Source organism: Xanthobacter sp. DMC47, assembly GCF_056313845.1.
In genome coordinates this window covers 1456427-1476881 of the sequence record NZ_JBQUZM010000001.1, presented here as the reverse complement: position 1 = coordinate 1476881, position 20455 = coordinate 1456427, and the positions used below count along the sequence as shown (strand labels likewise).

Here is a 20455-nt window from a genome sequence, read left to right as displayed (position 1 = left end):
GCGGAATTGTAGAAATGCTTATTCACGGCAGTCCGTCCTCGCGTTCCCGCAGGGACCATAGCCGCGTCGGCGCCCGCATCACAGCGGCGCCACCGTCTACAAGGATGGTGCGCGCAACCTGTGGATGGCATGCCTTCTCGGGACAGGCAGGACCACAGGCCATTGTTGTAGGAGATCGTTGCCTGATCCGGGCTCGGCCGTCCGGGAGGTCGGTCGCTTCCCTATCGGAGATCATAAGTCCAAGACGAGGCAGGGGCTCGCCGAGAGCGCGACGCAGGCCAGGAGGCTTCTCCGGCGTTCTTCGGGGCTGAGGGCGCGGTCGCGGTGCAGCGGCTCGCCCTCAATCCAATCGATCTTGCAGAGCCCGCAGATGCCGCCACAGCAGGAACTGGGAATGGAGATGCCGCGTGCCGTAAGCGTATCCAGCATGCTGGCACCTGCCTCCATCTCGATCTCGGCACCCGAGCGGGCGAGGACGAGTGTGTAGGGCCGGGCCTCCGGGGGGGGGGGCCACCAGAAGAGGCGGAACGAAGCGCTCCACATGGACGAGGTGCTCCGGCCAGCCGGCGGTAGCCGCCTCGAAGGCGGCGATCAGGCTTTCCGGGCCGCAGCAGGAGACCGCCTGCGTAGTATTGCCGGAAAGGAGGGGGCCGAGCGCTGGGCGGCAACCTGTGCTGGTGTCGTGAAGCTCGGCGACGCCCGCCGCAACCAGTGGGGCCAGCCGGTCGGCGAGCGGCGGCGGGCCGCGTGAGATGACATGAAGGCGGAAATCGGTGCGTCCCACCCGCAGGAGCGCTGCTGCCGCGGAGAGAAAGGGCGTCACCCCGATGCCACCGGCGACGAAAATCTGCGCATCAGGCGCCAGCGAAAGTCCGCCGCGTGGCAGGCCGACGCCGATCTCGTCGCCCGCCTTCAGGCTTTCGCAGAGAAAGCGGGAGCCGCCGCGCCCGGCCGGCTCGTGCTTCACCGCGATCACGAAGCTGTCCTTCTCGGCGGGATCGTTGACAAGGGAATAGGTGCGCACGCGTCCGTCTGGCAGGTAGAGGTCGAGGTGCGCGCCCGGGCGGAAGGGCGGCAGGTCCCAGCCCTCCGGATCCTTCAGCACGAACGAGACCACGTCGCCGCCCGCATCGCTGCGGGCGGCGACCACGGTGCGGATGCAATGCGGCGCCATCTAGAGACTCCGCACCGTGTTGCCGACCCGCACCACGCCGCCCGCGAGAATGCGGCAGTTGAGGCCCGAGCGGTTGATGAGCGGGTCGAAGATGGCCTTCCCGGTAAAGGCGGTGGCGGCGGAAAGGCGGGGTCCGGCCCCGATGCGGCCGATCACGACGCCACCTTCAGGCCCGGCAACACCCCCGGCTTGCCGAGCGCGCGGGCGATGGTGTCATCCAGCATGTCGAGCCGGTCCTGCCCCCAGAAGGCTTCTCCCCGGAAGACGTAGAACGGCGCGCCGAACATGCTGTTGGCGATGCCCTCGTCCGTGTTGCGGTAGTATTGCTCCGCCACCTCCTTGGTCCTCGAGCGGGCAAGGATGGCCTCGCCGTCGAGGCCGAGGCCGGATGCGATGGCGACGAGGGTCGCCGCGTCCTCGATGTCCTTCTCTTCCACCCACAGCGCGGTCATGATCGCATGGACGAGATCGTGCGGCGGGATGTCCATCTGCATGGCGGCGATGGCAAAGCGGGAAGGGATCTCCACCGATTGCGTCATATGCTTCGGCTCGAGAGTGATGGGCATGCCGAGAATGTCGCGGAAGCGGCGCATCTCCAGGAGGCGGTAGTCGCGCCGCTCCTTGGATCGCAGCGGCAGCTTGATGCCGCCGGTCCGGGCGTACACGGCGCCGATGTCCACGGGATAGTAATTGATGGGCAGGCCGTAGCGATCGCCCATGGCTTTCAGGCGGGGGTTTCCGAATAGGCCCAGTCCGAGTTGATCCAGAAGTAATAGTCGATGGCATCCGCGGTCATTTCGGGTCTCCGGAGGTCTTCATTTCAGCGTTCGTTGAACTGGGGCGACCAGCGCAGCAGGCGGCGCGCCAGCCGTTCGGCCAGCGAGACGAGGGCGATGCCCACGAGCCCCAGCACGGTGATGGCTGCGAACATCTCGTTGGCGTTGAGCGTCGAGAGGGAGGACACGATTAGGTAGCCCATGCCCGTCGTGGTGCCGACGAACTCGGCGATCACCACGCCCACCAGCGAGAACGAGATGGCGTTGGGAAGGGCGGCGAAGGTCCAGGCGAGCGCGCTAATCCACTGGGCGCATCACGGGGGCGAGGAAATGGTGTTCGTGGTTTCGGGCAGCATCACCGTGAAGCTGGGCACCGAGGAACTGCTCATGGAAAAGGGGGACTGCCTCTATTTCTACGGCGAGGAGCGCCACGATTTGCGCAGCGTCGGGACCAGGCGGGCGGAGGTCTTGGTGGTCGTATCCCTGAGCGTCGATACTGCCGCCCCCGCGCCGGTCGAGGGCTGATCTTGCTCAAGCCCCCGCCGACACCGGAGGCCGCATTCCGGGCGGCGCGCTGGCCGGAGGCAAAGAGCATCGCTCAATAGCGAAAGCCCATTGATGGAGACCGAGAGCGCTCCGTCACCATGCTCCATGGGTGTGCCGATTCTTCGGCGCCAGCTCGACGGGATGCTGGGCCGATATCAGCCGAGCGCTTCCGAGCGTGCCTATTGGGCGGCGGCCGGAGCAGCCGCCCCTTCAGCTTCCTCGCGGCGGTGGGTCTGGCCCATCAAGACATAGGCGGTGGGCACCACATAGAGGGTGAACAGCGTTCCGATGGCGAGGCCGGTGGCGATGACGAGGCCCAGATTGAAGCGCGAGGCCGCGCCCGCGCCGGACGCGAAGATCAGCGGGAGGACGCCGAGCACCATGGCCGCCGTCGTCATCAGAATGGGCCGCAGGCGGAGCGTGGCCGCCGCGATGATGGCCTCGCGCTTGGACTTGCCCTCGAGTTGCAACTCGTTCGCCACCTCCAGCATCAGAATGCCATGCTTGCTGATGAGACCCATGAGCGTGGTGAGTCCCACCTGGGTATAGATGTTGATGCTCGCCCCGCCGATGCCGACGCTGATGAACAGCAACGCACCGGCGAGCGACATGGGCACCGACAGCAGGATCACTACCGGGTCGCGGAAGCTGTTGAACAGTGCGGCCAGCGACAGGAAGATCACGATCAGCGCAAACGCGAACGTCGTGACGAAACCACCGCTCTCCTGCACATATTGCCGCGAGGCGCCGCCGAAATCGAGCGTATAGCCCGTGGGCAGGGTGCGCTTGGCGAGATCCTTCAGCGCCGTGATGGCATCGCCGGTGGTCACCCCGGGCGCGACTACGCCGGCAATGGTGGCGGCATTCACCTGCTGGAAGTGGTTGAGGGATTCCGGCACGGTTTTGGTCTCGATGCGTGCCACCGTCGACAGCGGGATCATGGTCCCGTCGCTCATGCGCATGTAATAGTCGAGCACTTGGTCCGTATTGAGCCGCGCGTCCTGCTTCACCTGCGGGATGACTTTGTAGGACCGCCCGTCCAGGCTGAAATAGTTCACATAGCCGCCGCCCAACAGCGAGGAGAGGGCGCCGCCTACATCGCTCATGGAGAGGCCGAGAAGCGAGGTCTTCTCCCGGTCGATGACGATGGAGGCCTGCGGCTGGTCGATCTTGAGATCGTTGTTGAGGAAGATGAACAGGCCGGTGTCCAGAGCCTCCTGCATGAACTTCGCGGCCACCTCATTGAGCTTGTCGAAGCCGTCGGAAGTTCCGATCACGATCTGCATGGGCAGGCCGTTCGAGCCGGGTAGAGGCGATGTCTGGAAGGCGACGATCTTCTGGCCGGCGATGGCGTTCAGCTCCTGCTGGATCATCGGCTGGAGGATCTTGGTGGTCGCCTTGCGTTCGTCCCAGGGCTTCAGCACCCAGCCTGCGATGCTGGTCCCGGTGCTCTCCACCTGGAACACTGTCTCGGTTTCGGGGTGTTTGGCGAAGGTCTCGTAGGTCTGCCGGTTGTAGAGCAGCTTCTGCTGCAGGGTCGCATTGGGGGCGGAGATGCTCTGGGCGAGGATGATGCCCTGATCTTCCTCCGGCGCCAGCTCGCTCTGCGCCGTGCCGTACAGCCAGTAGACGCTGCACAGCACGAGGCCGGCGAACACGGCGGTGACAGGCATGTAGTTGAGAGCGCCCGTCAGCGAGCGGGAGTAGGCGGCGGTGACCGCACCCATCACCCGATCCACCGCTAGCACCATGCGGGATTCGAGATCCCCGCCTGCATGGTCCACCGGCTTCAGCATGTAGGCGGACATCATCGGTGTCAGGGTCAGAGCCACTACCGCCGAGATCGTCACCGCCCCCACCAGCGTGAAGGCAAATTCGGTGAAGAGGGCGCCGGTGAGCCCGCCCTGGAAGCCGATGGGCACATAGACCGCGATCAGCACCACGGTCATGGCGATGATTGGATTGGCGAGCTGCCGGGCCGAGGCGAAGGCAGCCTGACGCGCGCTCATCCCCTCTTCCATGTGGTGGTTGACGCTCTCCACCACGATGATGGCGTCGTCCACCACGAGGCCGATGGCGAGCACGAGGGCCAGCAGCGTGAGCAGATTGATGCTGAAGCCGAACGCCAGCATCATCAGGAAGGTGCCGATCAGCGACAGCGGGATCGCGATCACCGGGATGAGCACCGAGCGCCAGGAGCCGAGGAAGGCGAACACCACCAGCGTCACGATGGCGAGCGCCTCCACCAGTGTGTGGATCACCTCCTCGATGGAGGAATTCACGAAGGCGGAGGAGTCGTAGATCACGCCCATGGAAAGCCCGGTGGGCAGCTGGCTCTCGATGTCCGGCAGCACCGCGCGCACGCCCTTGATGACATCGAGCAAATTCGCGGTGGGAGCGATCTGGATGCCGATATAGACCGACTCCCTCCCGTCGAACATGGTGGCGGAATCATAGTCGTCGGCGCCAAGGGTGACGTTGGCCACGTCCTTCAGGCGCACGATGGCGCCGTTCGCCTCCTTGACGATGAGGTTCCGGAACTCCTCCACATTGTGCAGGCTGGTGGAGGCGGTGAGGTTCACCTGCACCATCTGGCCCTTGGTGTTGCCGAGGCTCGCAATGTAGTCGTTGCGGGTGAGCGCGGTGGAGACCTCCGAGGCGGTCACGCCATAGGCCGCGAGGCGGATGGGATCGAGCCAGGCGCGCATGGCGAAGGTCTTGCTGCCGAGCAATTCCGCCGTCTGCACACCCTGCACCGCCTGCAGCTTCGGCTGCACCACGCGGATCAGGTAATCGGTGATCTGGTTGCCGGCGATGGCGTCGCTGCGGAAGCCGATATACATGGCATCGATGGTCTGCCCCACCTTCACCGTCAGCACCGGCTGCTGCGTGCCGGAGGGCAACTGGTTGAGCACCGAATTGACCTTGGTGTTGATCTCGGTGAGCGCCTTGCCGGTATCGTAGTTGAGCCGCAGGTTGGCGGTGATGGTGCTGGTCCCGGTGGTGCTGGTGGAGGTCATGTAGTCGATGCCGTTCGCCTGGGCGATGGCATTTTCCAGCGGCGTCGTGATGAAGCCCGCCACCACGTCCGGATCGGCGCCGGGATAGGTGGTCGAGACGGTCACGATGGCATTCTGCGTGCGCGGATACTGCAGGATGGGCATGGAACTCATTGCCCGCAGGCCGAGCACCAGGATCATCAGGCTGACCACGATCGCCAGCACCGGCCGGCGGATGAAGATGTCGGTGAAGGATGACACGGGCGCCTCCGCTCAGCGATCGACGATGGAGGGAGCGGAGTCGTTCGTCGGCATCACCGCATTGTTCACGCTGATCTGGGAGCCGTTGTGCAGCTTCATCTGCCCGGCTGCGACGATCTCCTCGCCCGCCTTGATGCCGGAGAGGACGGCGATCTGGTCGCCACGCGTCGCGCCCGTTTTCACGAATACCTGACGCGCGGCGAAGCCCGTGGCCGAACCCTCCTTTTTCTCCACGACGAAGACGATGTCGCCGTAGGGATTGGCCGTGATGGCCGTCTGCGGCACGGTCACGAACGCGTCCGGCGTCCCGACGGCGACCTCGACAGTGGCGAACATACCGGGGGTGAGGCGGTGGTCGTCGTTCCTGAATTCGGCGCGCAGTTGCACGTTGCGAGAGGTGACGTCCACCTTGGGGCTGATGGCCGTCACCGTGCCCTCGAATCCCTGGCCGGGATAGGTGTCCACCGTGGCCTTCACCGTCTGCCCGGCCTTCACCTCGGCGAGCGCCTGCTGCGGCAGGTAGAAGTCGATGAAGATGGGATTGAGGGACTGGAGCGTCACCACCGTCGTGCCCGCGCTCACATACTGGCCGAGATCGACGGAGCGGATGCCGAGCCGGCCGGAGAAGGGCGCCTTCAGCGTCTTCTTGTCCACCACAGCCTGCTGCTCGGCCACCTGGGCCAGCGCTTTCTTGAGGTTGGCGGTGTCGCTGTCGATGGTCGCCTGGCTCACCGCGTGGATCTTCAGCTGTTCCTGGTCGCGGTTGAGGATGATGGCGCTGACATCCGCCGTCGCCTTCAGGGCTGCGAGATTGGCCACCTCCTGCTCGTCGCGCAGCTGAAGGAGGACCTGTCCCTCGCGCACTTCGTCGCCGGATTTGAAATTGATCTTCGCGACCGTGCCGGAGCTTTCCAGCGCAAGGTCGGCGCCCGCCTCGGCGCGGACGCTGCCCACCGCCTTGACGGTGGACTGCCAGGGCGCGAGGGCAGCCACCGTGGTGGCGACGGTCTGTGGCGGGTCGCGCAGCGAGGCCAGCGCCTGCTTGATCATGCTCGCCTTGAAGAGCTGAAAACCGTAGAGCGCCCCGAAAACCAGGGCGACGGCGGCCAGCATGATGATCATCCGTTTCTTCATCTGAAGTCTCTTCTTGCGGCTGCGGCGCAGGGGGCGTTTTGAGGGCGCGCTCGCGAGGGGCGTTGCAGCCCGCTCAGTGATCCTGGAAGTATCCGGCGTTGGTGCGGGGCTCGGCCTGCGCCGTCTGGTCCACCCGGTTCCACCAGCCGCCCCCCAGGGCCTGGAACAGCGCCGCGGTATCGGTGAAGCGGGCGGCCTGCGCCTTCACCCGTGCCACCACCGCCTGCTGGAAATTCTGCTCGGCGGTGAGCACCGAGGGATAGGTGACTGCGCCGGCCAGATACTGGGTGCGGGAGATCTTCACGCTCTCCTGTGCCGCCTTCTCGTAGGCGAGCTGGGCCTTCAGCGTGCTGGCATCGGCCTCGATGGCGCGCAGCGAATCCGCCACGTCGCGGAAGGCGGTGATGACTGTGCTCTTGTATTGTGCCAACGCCTGCTCGTTGCTCGCGACCGCGGATTCCTTGTCGTGGTAGAGCGTCCCGCCGTCGAAAACCGTCTGTGCGACGCTGCCCGCGATGCTCCATGCCGCCGTGCCGGGAGAGAACAGGCTGTCCGGGGTAAGGCCGGCCCGGCCGTAGCTACCCGAGAGCTGAACCTGCGGCAGCATGTTGGCCACATTCACGCCCACCGTGGCGGTGGCCTTGTGCAGGCTCGCCTCTGCCGCGCCGATATCGGGTCGCTGGCGCACCAGAGCGGACGGAACGCTGACCGGAAGATCGCGCGGCAAGGTGAGGCTGGCGAGGGTCACATGCTCGCCCCGGTCCTGGCTCGGGAGGCGGCCGAGATAGGCCATGAGCTGGTTGCGCTGCTGGGCGAGCTGCTTCTGCAGCGGCGGCAGGGTCGCCTGGGTCTGGGCGAGGTTGGACTGCTGGGAGAGCACGTCCGACTGCGCCACCGCGCCCAGCTCGAACTGGCGCTGGACAAGCTTGAGCTGTTCCTGCTCCGACTTGATGATGTCGTTGGTCGCCTCGATCTGCGCGCGCAGGGAAGCGTCGGTGATGGCCGCCGTCACCACATTGGCGGTGAGGCTGAGATAGGTCGCTTCCAGCTGGAAGCGCTGGTAGTCGGCCTGCGCCTCCAGAGCCTCGACATTCCGGCGAGTCCCGCCCCACACGTCGAGCACATAGCTGACGCTGACCGAGGCATTGTAGAGATTGTAAGGACTGGTGTTGCCGCTCTCGCCTTGGTTCGCCAGCGAGGTAACCTGTCGGGTGGCGCTGCCGCTCGCAGACACCTGCGGGAACAGGGAGCCCTCTCCCGCCAGCGCATTTTCGCGCGCCGCCCGAAGTGCCGCCTGGGCGGCGGCGACGTCCGGATGGTTGCGTATGGCCTCTGCCACGAAGGCATCGATCTGCTTGTTGCGGAACACCCGCCACCAGTCGCCGGGGAGATCGCGCCCCCGAAGAAAGACCTGGCTGCTTCCGCCATGGACATCGGCCGACGTGGTGGGGCGGGGCGTGCCTTCGGGGAGGTAGCCACTGACGTGCGGTGCATCGGGCGCCTCGAAATCCGGCCCCACCATGCAGCCGTTCATAAGCAGCAGGGACGCGACGAAGACGCCTCCCTTGAGGCAGGGCGCGCGCCGGGAAAGGGCAGACAGGTCTCGCATGGGTGGCGGCATCCCGGATAGAAATCTGAACCGAACCGTTCAGTTCAGCATACGGGTAAGACCAGATAAATCGCGAGTCAATATGGACTGAACCGTACAGTTCGATTAAGTTGAGGGCATGTCGGAATGCAACGCTTCATCCCTTGTGCCGCATGAGTCGAACAGCCTGAGGCCCAAGGCCCAGGAGGCCCTCAAGGCGGCCCGCGCCGTGTTCCTGGAGGCCGGCTACGACGGCGCCACCATGGATGCGATCGCGCGCGTCGGCGCTCTGTCGAAGGCGACTGTGTATGCGCACTTTTCCAACAAGGCCGCCCTTTTCGAGGAGCTGATCCGGGTCGAGTGCCGGGCGGTGAACGCCGACCTTTACAGGCCCGACCCGAAGAGCGCCGCCGTCTCGAAGGAATTGCACAAGGTGGCGACCAATTACCGCCGCATCTTCGCGCATCGAGAGGGGCTCGACATCTTTCGTATCCTGATCCCGGTCGCGCCCAGGTTTCCCCGTCTCGCTCAGGTTTTTTATGATGAAGGGCCAGGTGCCGCGATCCACCAGATCGCCGCCTATCTAGGCGCGCTGGGCGACGTTGGCCGCCTGCGAATTCCCGACGCCGAATTGGCGGCGCACCAGTTTCTCGCGCTCGTCACAGAGGACATCAAGCTGTCCGGTGCCCTTGGGTTCCCTTCCCCGAGCAGTCGCGCGTCCGATCGCCTGATCGAGAGCGGCATCGCGATGTTCCTCGACTTTTACAAGGCGGAGCCGAAGCCTTGAGCGCCCGAACCATGTATGGATGAAACAGGACGTCGGCCTGCGAACAGGGGTAAGCCGACTTCGAGGCGCCGCTGGGGGAAGAAACGGCCTTGCGCAAGGATGCTTTGGAGAACAGAAGGCGCCTGATCGAAGCGGCCCGGACCACCATGCGGGAGCAGGGCCATGATGTTCCGCTCGAACTGATCGCGGAACGCGCGGGGATTACACGAGGGACGCTCTACCGGAACTTCGTGGACCGCGCCGATCTGTTCAAGGCTGTCCTTGATGACGAGATATCGGCCTTGAAAGACGAGATCCGGACGGACGGCTCTCTCGGCATCTTCGTGGTCATGCGTCGGCTGATCGAAGTGAGCGACCTCTATCACGCCTTCGCCTCGTCCCTGCAGGGCACCGCCGACCCAGCCGAGGCCTGCTCGCCGGCCGACCTGCTGCGAGATGTCATCAGCATCCCTCTTGCCACGGCGAAAGCCGATGGCGTCGTCCGACCGACGCTGACAGAGGCTGAGGTCCTCCTGGCTTGCCGCATGATTGCGTTTGGCTGGCGCCTGGATGGCGAGCACAGCCGGGCGGAGGCCATCGAAAAAAGGCTCCGTCTGGTGGTCATGGGCTTCGGCACCGATCGGGAGATCGAGGGGCCAGCCAAGCCAGCATGACCGCGACATGAACCTCTTGCGCTCGCGATATCCGTACATCATTGTACGAAAATAAACGTACACGTGCGTACGCTTATCTCGCGGGAGATATTCATGTTCGCAGTCACCGGCGCCACCGGCCAGCTCGGCCGCAAGGCTGTCGCCAGCCTAATCAAGAGGGTCCCGGCTTCCGATATCGTCGCTCTGGTGCGCGATCCCGCGAAGGCCGGAGACCTTGGGGTCGAGGTCCGGGCCGCCGACTACCTCGTGCCGTCGATACTGGATGACGCCCTTAAGGGCATCGACACGCTCCTGCTGATTTCGTCCAACGGAATGCAGACGCGCCAGCAAGAGCATGCCAACGTCATCGCCGCCGCAAAGAAGACCGGGGTCCACCGCCTCGTCTATACGAGCCTGCTCCACGCGGACCGATGGTCCCACTGGTTTGCCGGCGACCATGTCGAGACGGAGCGGCAGATCAAGGCCTCCGGCCTCGCCTTCACCATCCTGCGCAATGGCTGGTACTGGGAAAACCACACGATCGCGATTCCGCCGTCCCTGCCGTATTCCGCCATGGCGGGCAGCGCCGGAGAGGGGCTCATCTCCTGGGCCTCGCGCCAGGATTTCGCCGAGGCCGCGGCGGCAGTCATGACCAGCCCGGGACATGAGGGCCAGACCCACGAGCTCGCCGGCGACAAGGCCTACCGCCTTGATGACCTCGCCGCGGAAGTCGCCCGCCAGACCGGCAAGCCGTTCAGCTATCGCAACCTGACGCAGGCGGAGCACGCGGCCGTTCTCGCCCAAGCCGGCCTGCCTCCCGAGGTCGCGGCGCTGGTCGCCGAAGTCGAGGCGAAGGACGTCTCAACCGGCGTCCTGCACGACGACAGCGGCGTTCTGGCACGCCTTATCGGCCGTCCGACGACCACGCTTGCGCAAGCGGTTTCCGAGGCTCTGGCCGGCCTGCCCCGCGGCTGAGAAACAAGACGCCGCGGGTCAATCCCGGGTCGACCCTGCACGCCGGTCCTCGACTTCTCTGCAGGCGTGCGCCCCCTGCGCCTTCAACTGCTCGATCAGCCACCGGCCTGCGGGTCCGGGGGGCTGGTCGGCGCGATAGAAGGCGGACATCGCCATGCGCGTGGTGAGGTCGTTTTCCTCGGGCTCGAGTTGGACGAGCCGGCCGGTGTCCAGATCATCCTGCACCGCGTGCACGGGCATGCCGCCCCATCCGACGCCCTGCTTCAGGAAAGCGTGCTTGGCGCCGAGGTCGGATATGCGCCACGTCTTTTCCGACATCACCCGGAAGTCCTTGCCTTCGGTCAGCCTTGAGCGGTCGCTGAGCACGAGCTGCAGGTGCTTTGCGAACGCGCGCGCCGGGATCGGGCCGCCGTACTGCGCGAGTGGGTGCTGGGGGGCGGCGAACATGCGGTACTCGATGCCGAGGATGCGCTCCGAGTGCAGGTCCGGATGGGTCGCCGCCAAGGGCCCGCGGACGCCGAAGTCGAACCCGCCATCGAGCACCGGCTCGATCACCGCACCCATCCCCTCCACCGCCACACGCAGCGGCGTATCGGGGAACTGGACCTGGAAAGCGCTGACAGCGGCCGCGAGGATGTTCGAGGGGAACATCACGTTGATGACCACGGCCAGCGCCGGCTCAAGACCGGAGGACAGACCTCTCGCCTGCGCCTTCAGCTGGTCCATGCCCGAGACTACTTCCCGCGCTTTCTGCAGCAGGGCACGGCCTTCCGCCGTCAGCTGCGGGTAGCGGCCTTCACGGCTGAACAGGCGAACGGCAAGCTGCGTCTCGAGAGTGGCGATGGCCTGGCTCACAACGGACTGCGCCCGCCCAATGCGCCGCCCGGCGGCGGAGAAGCTGCCGGTGTCGGCCGCGGCAATGAATGTGCGCAACTGGTCGAGCGAAAGCGCATCGAGCATCCATCTGCTCCATCGATACTAATCATCGAATTTTATAGGCTACGCGGATAAGCGGCGGAAGCGTACCGACTTTGCCACGCGCAGCATTCTGCTGCCCCGTGGAGAGACCCCATGAAGATCCTGCATGTGGATTCGAGCATCCTGTCGGAAGGCTCCATCAGCCGTCAGCTCACCGCCGAGATCGTCACGACGCTGCAGCGGGTGGCGCCGGGCGCCACCGTCACCCATATCGACCTTGCCACCGCGCCCCTGACCCACCTGACCGCCGCTCACCTCGGCGCGGCGCAGGGCGCCCCGGTGCCGCCAGCCCTTGAGGCGGACGTGGCAGCCAGCAAGGGCGCCCTCGCGGACTTTCTCGCCAGCGACGTCATCGTCATCGGCGCGCCCATGTACAATTTCTCCGTTCCGTCCCAGCTGAAGGCCTGGATGGATCGTCTGGCGGTGGCCGGCGTGACCTTCCGCTATTCGGAAAAGGGACTGGAAGGCCTTGCCGGCGGCAAGAAGCTGATCGTCGCCTCCACCCGCGGCGGCGTGTTCAGCGCCGGCACGCCCATGGCGGCTCTGGACCACCAGGAGAGCTACCTCACAGCCTTCTTCGGCTTCCTTGGCATTACCGACGTGTCCTTCGTGCGCGCCGAGGGCGTGGCCATGGGCCCTGAGGCGAAAGCGAACGCGGTGGATGCCGCGATCCGGCAGGCGCACGCCCTCGCGGCGTGACGCGGACCCGACCCTGAGCCAGTGAGAGGAGGAGCCAGTGTCGGCGTTTTCTGCCCCGTTGAGCGGTGTCCGTCATGGGATGTCCAGTCTCTCCATGGTGCATTTCGACGTGGATCAACTGGACCCCGGCGGCTCCCCCATTCGCCTACTCGACGACTTCCGCGTGTCGGGAAGCCCTTTCGGGCCGCACCCGCACGCGGGTTTCTCCGCCATCACCTATCTCTTCGAGGATTCGGAAGGCGCGCTGCGCAGTAGGGATTCGCTGGGCAACGATCTCGTGGTCGGCGCGGGCGGGCTCGTCTGGCTCCAGTCCGGGCGGGGCGCCCTGCACGAAGAGACGCCGCAGGATGCGGGCCGCGCGCTGCACGGCGCGCAGATCTATGTGAACCTGCGTGCCGAGAACAAGTCGCTCCCGCCCCAAACCTTCTGGCTGCAGGGGGACGACGTGCCGCGATGGAGCGACGATAGTTGCAACGTGGTGCGCGTCCTCGCGGGGACGTATCGGAACGTCGCATCGCCGCTCGTCCCGGCCGAGCCCTTCCGTTTGCTCGACCTCACCATCCGTACCGAGCTGGAGCTGGATCTGGTGCCGGCCAACTGCACCTTGCTCTATGCCCGTGACACCGTGACGGCCCGGTCGGGTGGCGAGACGCTTCATCTCGACGCCGGACAGGTCATCTCGGTTTCGGGCAGCGATGTCGTCCGGTTCTCGGCGCGGGGAGCCGCGCGTGTGCTCGTGCTGTCCGGCGCTCCCATCGACGAGCCCTGCCATGCGGAGGGGCCGTTCATTCTCAACCACCCGCACGAGGTCAAGGATGCGATCTCCCGCTACCGGCGCGGCGAGATGGGATCGCTCCAGCGCCGGTCGTGAGAGCGAGTTAAGCTTGGTCCGGGGCAGAACGTCTACATCTATTCTTCGCTCTTCAGGGAATTCGGCGACGACTGGTTTCCGGGTGGCAAGTTCCGCGTCAATGAGTCGGAGGCGGAAGCGGCGCTCAACTGGTCTGTGGACGTGATGCCCGAATATGTCTGCGGGGTCCGCATTGGTTGAAATCCGCTCGGACGCGGCTGCTCGGCTAGCTCACGCCTTCGAATTCGCTTGATATCCCTCCAGCTCCCCCGCGCCAAAATCACTCTCGCAAAATCAATGGCTTGTCATCACGCCAGATGAGCGATCAGCAGGCGGGCGAGCGCGTCCGGCTGCTCCACGCACGGGATGTGCGAGGCGTCTGCGATCACCTCCAGCCGGGCGCCGGGAATCGCCGCCGCCATGGCCTCGGCGGAGGCGGGCGGGGTTGAGGGGTCCTTGTCGCCCACCACGACCAGGGTCGGCGCAGAAATGCGGCCGGCGGAGGCCGTGAGGTCGGCATCGCGCACCGCCATGGCGCAGCCTACGTAGCCTTCCAAGGTGTTGCGGGACACCATGTTGACGTAGCCGCGGACGATGTGGGGCACCCGTTCGCGGAAGCCGTCGGTGAACCAGCGGGCCATGACGCCGGGGGCGATGGCGGCGAGGCCGTCGCGGCGGATTCCCGCAAGGCGCTCGTTCCAGACAGTGGCGGGGCCGATCTGCATGGCGGTGTCGCACAGGACGAGCCGATCCACCCGCCCCGGCGCATGGGCCGCCAGATGCTGGGCCACCATGCCGCCGATGGAGAGGCCGCACACATGGGCCTTTTCGATGCCCAGCGCATCGAGCAGCCCCAAGGCATCGCCGGCGAGGGCGGCGATGGAATAGCCGGTGTTCTCGTCGGGCAGCGGCGCGGCGTCGGAGAGGCCGTGGCCGCGCATGTCGTAGCGCAGCACGCGAAAGCGGGCGAGGAGCGCCGGCATCACGGCGTCCCATACCAGGAAGCTGGTGCCGAGCGAATTGGCGAGCAGCAGCACCGGCGCGCCCTCCGCCCCTTCAAGCGCGTAATGGATGGTGCGGCCGTCGACGGCGATAAAGGGCATCCGGGTCTCCTGCGGAAGATCACACGGTGGCGATGGGGGTGACGGGCGAGCCCACGGCACCGGGCAGACGCAGCGGCGGGGCGGTGAGGAGGAAGCGATTGCGGCCGGCGGCGCGCAGATGGGCAGCGAGATCGGCGAGCCACCACAATTCGCCCAGCGGCACGCCGAGCCGGAACAGGCAGTGGTGGTGCAGCGGCATGGCGGCCTGCGTCGTTGCGGCGAGGCGCTTCGCCGGCAGATGCTCCACCGCATAATTGTCCGCGACGAGAGCGGCGATGCGGCTGTCCGAAATCCATTGCAGCAGGCGCGCGTCCCGGCCGTCGAGAGCAGCGCAGCTTCGGGCGAGAACCGCGCCGTCTGGGACGCCGTCCATCTCCATGACGACCTGCGTGAAGCCGGTGTAGAGGCAGAGAATGTCGCCCTCTTCCACCGTCACGTCCTGGGCGTCCATGGCCCGCATGAGGTCGTCGTAGCCGACGAGATGCCGCTCCCGGCCGAAGAGGGAAAGCAAGTCCACCAGCACGCCGCGGCCCTGCACGCCGTGGACGGCGGTGTTGTGGATGCCCAGCCGGTGCGCGCCGGAGGCGATGCCGCGCGCCTCGGCGTCGCGCGGACCGACGATGTCGATGCCGGCGCGGAAGCCGTTGTAATAGACAGGCTCGGGCCGGCCTTCGCCGCTGACGTCGAAGAGCGCGCCGACATGGGCGAAGCTGTCCCACTGGGTGGAATATTGCAGGCAGATCTCCACCTTGTCGTCGCTCACCACGTCCACAAGGCTCGCATCCTCCACGCACAGCTGCGCGTTGAAGCGTGGCGCGTCCTCGGTGCCCGTGGGCTTCAGCACGGGCGGCACGCGGCGCACGTTCAGCACGTTGCCGCCGGGGCGGTCGAGGGGCAGGCTGAGGCAGAAGGTGCGGCCCTCCTTCACCTCGGCAACCGCGGCGCGCACCTTTTCGGGGGTGATGAGGTTGAGACGGCCGAGCTCGTCGTCCGGGCCGAAATCGCCCCAGGTGGAGCCTTCCGGCCGGCGGGTCCAGCGGGGATTGGACGTCATGCTGTCTCCGTTTAGATGCAGCCCGCGCGGCGCCTGAGCGAAGACGCCGGAGCCGACGGACCTAGACTGCGCCCTTGCCCACCGTGATGCCGCCGCAGACCGGCAGTGTCTGGCCGGTGATAAAGCCCGCCTCGTCCGAGAGGAAGAACGAAACCGCCTGCGCCACATCCTCCGGCGTGCCCATGCGGCCGACGGGGATGGCCTCCACGATGGCACGGGTGCGCGGCGCGTCGGGCGGGTTGGCGGCGGTGAACAGAGGCGTGGCGATAGGGCCGGGCGCGACCGCGTTCACGGTGATGCCGTCCCTGCCCAGTTCCAGCGCCCACGTGCGGGTGGCGCCGATGAGCCCCGCCTTGCTGGCGGCATAGGCAGTGCGCAGCTCCTTGCCGTAGGCGGCGCGGCTCGACACGTTGACAATGCGCCCGAAGCGCGCCGCCCGCATCCCAGCGAGGAGCGCCTGCGTGGCCTGAATGGCGACGCCGAGATTGAGCCGCATGACCGCAGCGAAATCCTCGGCGCTGGTGTCGTCGAGGCTTGCGGGCCGCACCATGCCCACATTGTTCACGAGGCGGGTGACGGGGCCGAGCGAGAGCGCTTCCGCGAGCGCTGCGGCGGTCGCGGCTTCATCCATCAGGTTGACGGACACGAAGCGGGCGTCGAGGTCGGCGGGGGGCGGCTCGCGGTCCAGCACCACCACGGCGCGACCGGCGGCCAATTCCTGCCGCGCCACCGCGAGGCCGATGCCGCTCGATCCGCCGGTGACGAGGGTGCGCGCGCTCATTTCGCCTCCGGCAGGTAGCAGACGCCGTCCACATAGGCCTTGCGCCAGCGCTGGATCTGGACGCGCTCGAACAACCCGGCGGTAAAGAAGGGGTCGGCGGCGATGAAGGCTTCTGCCTCCGCCCGCGTCTCCAGCGCCACCACATAAAGGCCGCCGCCGGCTGCGTTACCGTCGTCGTCCAGCTTTGCGCCGCAGGCGAGCAGCAGGTGCTTGTGCGCCTCCAGGAAGGCGAGGTGCGTGTCGCGCACCTGCGCGCGCAGGTCCAGCGTGCCGGGCTTGTCGAAGGTCTCGATCATGTAGGGCATGCGGCGGTCCTTCCGGGGCGGCTTCAGATGGCGGAGGGGTGGCGCGCCAGGGGCGTCACCTTGATGTCCATGAAGGGGAAGAGCGGGAGCGAGGAGAGGAGCGTGTGCAGTTCGTCCACGCTCGAAACGTCGAAGATGGAGACGTTGGCGTAGCGCCCGGCGATGCGCCAGAGGTGCACCCACTTGCCCTGCCGCTGGAGATCCTGCGCATAGGCCTTTTCCGCCGCCTTGATGGCGTCGGCCTTCTCGGCCGGGAAGTCGTGGGGGATGTTCACCTGCATCTCGACATGGAACAGCATGGGCTTCGCCTTCTGAACTGCGCGGAGCTGAGGGAAGACCCCGGGCGCCCGCGCTGCAAGTGCGCGCAGGCGCCCGGGGGCGCGCCGGACCGGGAGGAGAGGCCGACGCGCGCGAGACTTACTTCTTCACCAGCGGGCAGGTGCTCTCGCTCAGCGGCTGGAAGGCCTCATCGCCGGGGATCACGCGGACGATCTCGTAATAGTCCCAGGGGCCCTTGGACTCCTTGGGGGACTTCACCTTGGCGAGATACATGTCGTGGACCATGCGGCCGTCGGGACGGATCTTGCCGTTCTTGGCGAACATGTCGTCGATGGGCAGCTCGCGCATCTTGGCGATCACCTTCTCGCCCTCGTCGGTGCCGGCGGCCTCGGCGGCCTTCAGATAGTGCAGCACCGAGGAATAGACGCCGGCATGCACCATGGTGGGCATCTTGCCGTTCATGCGCTGGGCGAAACGCTTGGAGAAGGCGCGGGTCTTGTCGTCCGTGTCCCAGTAGAATCCGGTGGTCAGCACCATGCCCTGGGCGGCGTCGAGGCCCACCGAGTGGATGTCGGTGAGGAACAACAGCAGCGCCGCGAGCGTCTGGCCGCCCTGCGTGATGCCGAACTCACGCGCCTGCTTGATGGTGTTGATGGTGTCCGACCCGGCATTGGCCATGGCGATGATCTTGGCGCCCGAAGCCTGCGCCTGGAGCAGGTAGGACGAGACGTCGGACGTGCCGAAGGGATGGGCCACCGAGCCCTTCACCGTGCCGCCCTTCTCCTTCACGATCTTGGCCACCTGGTTCTCCAGATCGTGGCCGAAGGTGTAGTCGGCGGTGATGAAGTACCAGGTCTTGAAGCCTTCGCTCACCAGCGCGTTGCCGGTGCCGGCGGCCAGCGAATAGACGTCATAGGTCCAGTGCAGGCCGGTGGGCGAGCAGGCTTTGTTGGTTAGCGACATGGATGCCGCGCCGGAATTGATGTCGACCTTGCCCTTCTCCTTGGCCACCTCGCGCACCGCGAGCGCCGCCACGGAGCCGTTGATGTCGAAGATGGCATCCACGTCCTGCGTGTCATACCACTTGCGGGCGGTGGCGGATGCGATGTCCGCCTTGTTCTGGTGGTCGGCGGAGACCAGTTCCACCGGCTTGCCGTTGATGGGCTTGCCGAAGTCCTCGATGGCCATCTTCGCAGCTTCCACCGAGCCCGAGCCGGCGAGGTCGGAGTAGGCGCCGGACATGTCGGTGAGCACGCCGATCTTCACGCCGCCGCCGGCATACTGGGCGGCCGCGGGGCCTACCATCATGGCGCTGGCGAGAAGCGCGGCAGCGAAGGGCACCGCGAGGGCCTTGGTCTTCATATTTCCTCCTGAGGACTGAAATCAGGCGACGGACAGGACCGCCGGTCGGGGCGTCTGGGTGGGCGCGGCATCACGGAAGGGGGAATTTCGCGACGCCATCATCGAAGCTAGGTTTGTGCGAATAGCGCACATTTTGTGTGTAATTTGGTACGGCCTCGTCACCTCTGCCGTCAAGCAGATTAAATGCTGCACCTGCGAACAAGGGCCCGCGATCGAACAGTTTCGCCGATGCCGCGAGGCTCGGTACCGGACCGCCTGACCGCGATCGCAGCCGCCGGAAACTCGCGCCTTGCCTTTCAAAATTGTTCGCATTACGAACTAATGATGTCAGTTACGCACAAATCGAGGCCCGTATGAGCGAAGGCCGGAGCGGTCCCGTCACCCTGGTCGGCGGTGGCAGCATGGGGGTGGGCTGGGCCATCGTATTTGCCCGGGCGGGGATCGAGGTGCGGGTGCACGACGCCTCCGCGGATGTGCGTCGTGGGATTTTGCCCGCCGTGGCTGAGCGCCTCGCCGCACTCGCGGCCCATGGTCTGCTCGACGAAGCGCCACGGGAGGTGATGGCCCGGGTGCGGGTGGTCGAGACCCTTGCCGATGCGCTCGCCGGCACCGTTCATGTGCAGGAGAGCGTGCCCGAGCGGCTGGACCTCAAGATGGAGCTGTTTCGCGCGATGGACGAGATGGCGCCCCCCGATGCGGTGCTGGCCAGCTCGACCTCCTCGCTGCCGGCCTCCGAATTCGCGGATGGCCTACCGGGGCGGGCGCGTTGCCTCGTGGCCCATCCGGCCAATCCACCCCATCTTCTTCCCATCGTGGAGATCGTGCCCGCCCCCTTCACGGATCCCGCCGCCGCCGAGCGCACCCGCGCCCTCATGGCGCGCGCCGGGCAGGTGCCGGTGGTGCTGAAGCGCGAGGTGAACGGCTTCATCTACAATCGCCTGCAAGGCGCCGTGCTGCGCGAAGCCTACTGGATGCTGGAACAGGGCATTGCGGACGTGACCGACATCGACAAGGTGATGACGTCCGGCCTCGGTCTGCGCTGGTCCATCGTTGGGCCGTTCGAGACGTCGGATCTCAATTATCGCGGCGGACTTGCCGAACATGCCCAGCGCATGGGCGAGCGCTACCGGCAGATGGGGGCGGAGCGCGGCCAGCCGGAAGGGTGGAGCGATGCCCTCGTCGCCCGCGCGACGGCCGAGCGCCGGGCGCTGCTGCCGCTGGAAGACTGGGAGGCCCGCGTCGCTTGGCGGGACGAGCGCCTGATGGCAGCCCGCGCCGCCGAGAACAGGGCGGCTGGGCAGGCGCAGGATGCCCCCTATAATGCTCCGGATGGATCGACCGCTGACGGCGGTTCGCGGGAGGGGGCATGACGACGGGCGAGGTGCTGGAGCGCGCCGGGGCGGCGGGCGAGGACAAGGACTATGTCCAGTCCCTCGTGCGCGGCCTCGAGGTGATCCGCGCCTTCAGCCAGTACAAGCCCCGCATGACGCTCAGCGAGGTGGCCCAGCACACCGGCCTGACCCGCGCCGCCGCCCGCCGCTTCCTGCTCACTTTGGTGCGGGAGGGCTATGCGGAGACCGACGGAAAGCTCTTCGCGCTCCGCCCCAAGGTGCTGGAATTGGGCTTCGCCTATCTTTCTTCCCTCCCCATGTGGGAGGTGGCGCAGCCGGTGATGCGCGACGTGGTGAACACGCTGCAGGAATCCTGCTCCCTGTCAGTGCTGGACGGGGACGACATCGTTTATGTGGCCCGCGTGCCCACGGCGCGGGTGATGACCATCGGCCTGTCCATCGGCTCGCGCCTGCCGGCCTTCTGCAGCTCCATGGGTCGGGTGCTGCTCGCCGGCCTGCCTCCGGCCGAGCTCGCGGTGGTCTACGACCGGGTGAGGATCGAGAAGCGCACGCCCCGCACGGTCGCCACCATGGTGGCCCTGAAAGAGGCGGTGGAGAATGCACGCCGGCAGGGCTGGGCGCTGGTGGACCAGGAGCTGGAACTCGGCCTGCGTTCCATCGCGGTTCCGGTGCGCAACCGGCGCGGCGAGGTGCTGGCGGCGCTCAATGTCTCGACCCATGAGGGCCGATCCTCCATCGAGGCCATGCGGACGCAGTTCCTGCCGGTGCTGCTCGACGCCGCCCAGCGTATCTCCGCCGCTTTGCCGCAGTAACCGTCTTC

General features: G+C 66.5%; 23 protein-coding genes. 8 read left to right on the top strand and 15 right to left on the bottom strand.

The features are described 5' to 3' along the window. Window positions 1-231: 231 nt before the first annotated feature. From ACT54R_RS06830 to ACT54R_RS06810, 5 genes are all read right to left on the bottom strand, one after another. Window positions 232-429: a 2Fe-2S iron-sulfur cluster-binding protein gene (locus ACT54R_RS06830; protein WP_476324799.1), complete on the bottom strand. Its 198-nt coding sequence runs from the start codon at window positions 427-429 to the stop codon at window positions 232-234. Beyond that, entirely contained in the window at window positions 341-1174 is an 834-nt protein-coding gene (locus ACT54R_RS06825; protein ID WP_476324797.1) for a ferredoxin reductase, read from the bottom strand. The genes ACT54R_RS06830 and ACT54R_RS06825 overlap by 89 nt, the downstream gene beginning before the upstream one ends. Then, on the bottom strand, window positions 1175-1330 hold the full coding sequence (locus ACT54R_RS06820; protein WP_476324795.1) for a hypothetical protein: 156 nt from the start codon (window positions 1328-1330) through the stop codon (window positions 1175-1177). Next, complete coding sequence (locus ACT54R_RS06815) at window positions 1327-1902, bottom strand: DsbA family protein (protein WP_476326417.1); 576 nt, start codon at window positions 1900-1902, stop codon at window positions 1327-1329. Before ACT54R_RS06815 ends, ACT54R_RS06820 begins: the two co-directional genes overlap by 4 nt. Before the next feature lie 92 nt (window positions 1903-1994). Continuing rightward, on the bottom strand, window positions 1995-2186 hold the full coding sequence (locus tag ACT54R_RS06810) for a hypothetical protein (RefSeq protein ID WP_476324793.1): 192 nt from the start codon (window positions 2184-2186) through the stop codon (window positions 1995-1997). A 22-nt stretch (window positions 2187-2208) separates the two neighbouring features. Here ACT54R_RS06810 and ACT54R_RS06805 point away from each other — a divergent pair, with 22 nt between their 5' ends. Continuing rightward, a complete protein-coding gene (locus ACT54R_RS06805) occupies window positions 2209-2475 on the top strand; it encodes a cupin domain-containing protein (RefSeq protein WP_476324791.1) in 267 nt (88 codons plus the stop codon). 200 nt (window positions 2476-2675) lie between these two features. On the opposite strand, the gene ACT54R_RS06800 is transcribed toward ACT54R_RS06805, so the two are convergent. From ACT54R_RS06800 to ACT54R_RS06790, 3 genes are all read right to left on the bottom strand, one after another. After that, a complete protein-coding gene (locus ACT54R_RS06800) occupies window positions 2676-5696 on the bottom strand; it encodes an efflux RND transporter permease subunit (protein WP_476326415.1) in 3021 nt (1006 codons plus the stop codon). 72 nt (window positions 5697-5768) lie between these two features. Further along, window positions 5769-6890 (bottom strand): efflux RND transporter periplasmic adaptor subunit, encoded by a 1122-nt coding sequence (locus ACT54R_RS06795; RefSeq protein WP_476324790.1) that lies wholly within the window; start codon window positions 6888-6890, stop codon window positions 5769-5771. A 73-nt stretch (window positions 6891-6963) separates the two neighbouring features. Then, entirely contained in the window at window positions 6964-8499 is a 1536-nt protein-coding gene (locus ACT54R_RS06790) for an efflux transporter outer membrane subunit (protein ID WP_476324788.1), read from the bottom strand. Window positions 8500-8617: 118 nt separating this feature from the next. Here ACT54R_RS06790 and ACT54R_RS06785 point away from each other — a divergent pair, with 118 nt between their 5' ends. The 3 genes from ACT54R_RS06785 (at window position 8618) to ACT54R_RS06775 (ending at window position 10872) form a co-directional block, all read left to right on the top strand. Next, window positions 8618-9265, top strand: coding sequence for a TetR/AcrR family transcriptional regulator (locus ACT54R_RS06785; RefSeq protein WP_476324786.1), 648 nt, complete (start codon window positions 8618-8620; stop codon window positions 9263-9265). Between the two features lie 89 nt (window positions 9266-9354). Beyond that, entirely contained in the window at window positions 9355-9918 is a 564-nt protein-coding gene (locus ACT54R_RS06780; RefSeq protein ID WP_476324784.1) for a TetR/AcrR family transcriptional regulator, read from the top strand. 93 nt (window positions 9919-10011) lie between these two features. Then, window positions 10012-10872, top strand: a complete 861-nt coding sequence (locus ACT54R_RS06775; RefSeq protein ID WP_476324782.1) for an SDR family oxidoreductase — start codon at window positions 10012-10014, stop codon at window positions 10870-10872. A gap of 18 nt (window positions 10873-10890) precedes the next feature. Here the strand turns inward: ACT54R_RS06775 and ACT54R_RS06770 are convergent, their stop codons facing one another. Beyond that, window positions 10891-11832, bottom strand: a complete 942-nt coding sequence (locus ACT54R_RS06770) for a LysR family transcriptional regulator (protein ID WP_476324780.1) — start codon at window positions 11830-11832, stop codon at window positions 10891-10893. 111 nt (window positions 11833-11943) lie between these two features. On the opposite strand from ACT54R_RS06770, the gene ACT54R_RS06765 reads away from it, so the two are divergent. Together ACT54R_RS06765 and ACT54R_RS06760 are read left to right on the top strand one after the other, a co-directional pair. Next, the gene (locus tag ACT54R_RS06765) at window positions 11944-12549 is read left to right on the top strand and encodes an FMN-dependent NADH-azoreductase (protein ID WP_476324778.1); all 606 of its coding nucleotides are present in this window, start codon (window positions 11944-11946) and stop codon (window positions 12547-12549) included. A gap of 94 nt (window positions 12550-12643) precedes the next feature. After that, a complete protein-coding gene (locus ACT54R_RS06760) occupies window positions 12644-13420 on the top strand; it encodes a pirin family protein (RefSeq protein WP_476324776.1) in 777 nt (258 codons plus the stop codon). A 287-nt stretch (window positions 13421-13707) separates the two neighbouring features. On the opposite strand, the gene pcaD is transcribed toward ACT54R_RS06760, so the two are convergent. From pcaD to ACT54R_RS06730, 6 genes are all read right to left on the bottom strand, one after another. After that, complete coding sequence (gene pcaD, locus ACT54R_RS06755) at window positions 13708-14502, bottom strand: 3-oxoadipate enol-lactonase (protein WP_476324774.1); 795 nt, start codon at window positions 14500-14502, stop codon at window positions 13708-13710. Between the two features lie 19 nt (window positions 14503-14521). Further along, window positions 14522-15556, bottom strand: coding sequence for a cyclase family protein (locus ACT54R_RS06750; RefSeq protein ID WP_476324772.1), 1035 nt, complete (start codon window positions 15554-15556; stop codon window positions 14522-14524). Window positions 15557-15617: 61 nt separating this feature from the next. Further along, window positions 15618-16337, bottom strand: a complete 720-nt coding sequence (locus tag ACT54R_RS06745; RefSeq protein ID WP_476324771.1) for an SDR family oxidoreductase — start codon at window positions 16335-16337, stop codon at window positions 15618-15620. Further along, window positions 16334-16642, bottom strand: coding sequence for a YciI family protein (locus ACT54R_RS06740; RefSeq protein WP_476324769.1), 309 nt, complete (start codon window positions 16640-16642; stop codon window positions 16334-16336). Before ACT54R_RS06740 ends, ACT54R_RS06745 begins: the two co-directional genes overlap by 4 nt. Window positions 16643-16665: 23 nt before the next feature. Next, a complete protein-coding gene (gene catC, locus ACT54R_RS06735) occupies window positions 16666-16941 on the bottom strand; it encodes a muconolactone Delta-isomerase (protein ID WP_169124412.1) in 276 nt (91 codons plus the stop codon). A 118-nt stretch (window positions 16942-17059) separates the two neighbouring features. After that, window positions 17060-18283, bottom strand: a complete 1224-nt coding sequence (locus tag ACT54R_RS06730) for an ABC transporter substrate-binding protein (RefSeq protein WP_476324767.1) — start codon at window positions 18281-18283, stop codon at window positions 17060-17062. 353 nt (window positions 18284-18636) lie between these two features. On the opposite strand from ACT54R_RS06730, the gene ACT54R_RS06725 reads away from it, so the two are divergent. Both ACT54R_RS06725 and ACT54R_RS06720 read left to right on the top strand, forming a co-directional pair. Beyond that, window positions 18637-19653, top strand: coding sequence for a 3-hydroxyacyl-CoA dehydrogenase (locus ACT54R_RS06725; RefSeq protein WP_476324765.1), 1017 nt, complete (start codon window positions 18637-18639; stop codon window positions 19651-19653). Next, a complete protein-coding gene (locus tag ACT54R_RS06720) occupies window positions 19650-20447 on the top strand; it encodes an IclR family transcriptional regulator (protein ID WP_168459301.1) in 798 nt (265 codons plus the stop codon). Before ACT54R_RS06725 ends, ACT54R_RS06720 begins: the two co-directional genes overlap by 4 nt. Window positions 20448-20455 lie beyond the last annotated feature (8 nt).

Coding starts and splice junctions, on each gene's coding strand:
- ACT54R_RS06830 (WP_476324799.1), bottom strand. CDS start 429: ATGCTGGATACGCTTACGGCACGCGGCATCTCCATTCCCAGTTCCTGC.
- ACT54R_RS06825 (WP_476324797.1), bottom strand. CDS start 1,174: ATGGCGCCGCATTGCATCCGCACCGTGGTCGCCGCCCGCAGCGATGCG.
- ACT54R_RS06805 (WP_476324791.1), top strand. CDS start 2,209: ATGGCGTTGGGAAGGGCGGCGAAGGTCCAGGCGAGCGCGCTAATCCAC.
- ACT54R_RS06800 (WP_476326415.1), bottom strand. CDS start 5,696: ATGATCCTGGTGCTCGGCCTGCGGGCAATGAGTTCCATGCCCATCCTG.
- ACT54R_RS06795 (WP_476324790.1), bottom strand. CDS start 6,890: ATGAAGAAACGGATGATCATCATGCTGGCCGCCGTCGCCCTGGTTTTC.
- ACT54R_RS06790 (WP_476324788.1), bottom strand. CDS start 8,499: ATGCGAGACCTGTCTGCCCTTTCCCGGCGCGCGCCCTGCCTCAAGGGA.
- ACT54R_RS06785 (WP_476324786.1), top strand. CDS start 8,618: ATGTCGGAATGCAACGCTTCATCCCTTGTGCCGCATGAGTCGAACAGC.
- ACT54R_RS06775 (WP_476324782.1), top strand. CDS start 10,012: ATGTTCGCAGTCACCGGCGCCACCGGCCAGCTCGGCCGCAAGGCTGTC.
- ACT54R_RS06770 (WP_476324780.1), bottom strand. CDS start 11,832: ATGCTCGATGCGCTTTCGCTCGACCAGTTGCGCACATTCATTGCCGCG.
- ACT54R_RS06765 (WP_476324778.1), top strand. CDS start 11,944: ATGAAGATCCTGCATGTGGATTCGAGCATCCTGTCGGAAGGCTCCATC.
- ACT54R_RS06760 (WP_476324776.1), top strand. CDS start 12,644: ATGGTGCATTTCGACGTGGATCAACTGGACCCCGGCGGCTCCCCCATT.
- pcaD (WP_476324774.1), bottom strand. CDS start 14,502: ATGCCCTTTATCGCCGTCGACGGCCGCACCATCCATTACGCGCTTGAA.
- ACT54R_RS06750 (WP_476324772.1), bottom strand. CDS start 15,556: ATGACGTCCAATCCCCGCTGGACCCGCCGGCCGGAAGGCTCCACCTGG.
- ACT54R_RS06745 (WP_476324771.1), bottom strand. CDS start 16,337: ATGAGCGCGCGCACCCTCGTCACCGGCGGATCGAGCGGCATCGGCCTC.
- ACT54R_RS06740 (WP_476324769.1), bottom strand. CDS start 16,642: ATGCCCTACATGATCGAGACCTTCGACAAGCCCGGCACGCTGGACCTG.
- catC (WP_169124412.1), bottom strand. CDS start 16,941: ATGCTGTTCCATGTCGAGATGCAGGTGAACATCCCCCACGACTTCCCG.
- ACT54R_RS06730 (WP_476324767.1), bottom strand. CDS start 18,283: ATGAAGACCAAGGCCCTCGCGGTGCCCTTCGCTGCCGCGCTTCTCGCC.
- ACT54R_RS06725 (WP_476324765.1), top strand. CDS start 18,637: ATGAGCGAAGGCCGGAGCGGTCCCGTCACCCTGGTCGGCGGTGGCAGC.
- ACT54R_RS06720 (WP_168459301.1), top strand. CDS start 19,650: ATGACGACGGGCGAGGTGCTGGAGCGCGCCGGGGCGGCGGGCGAGGAC.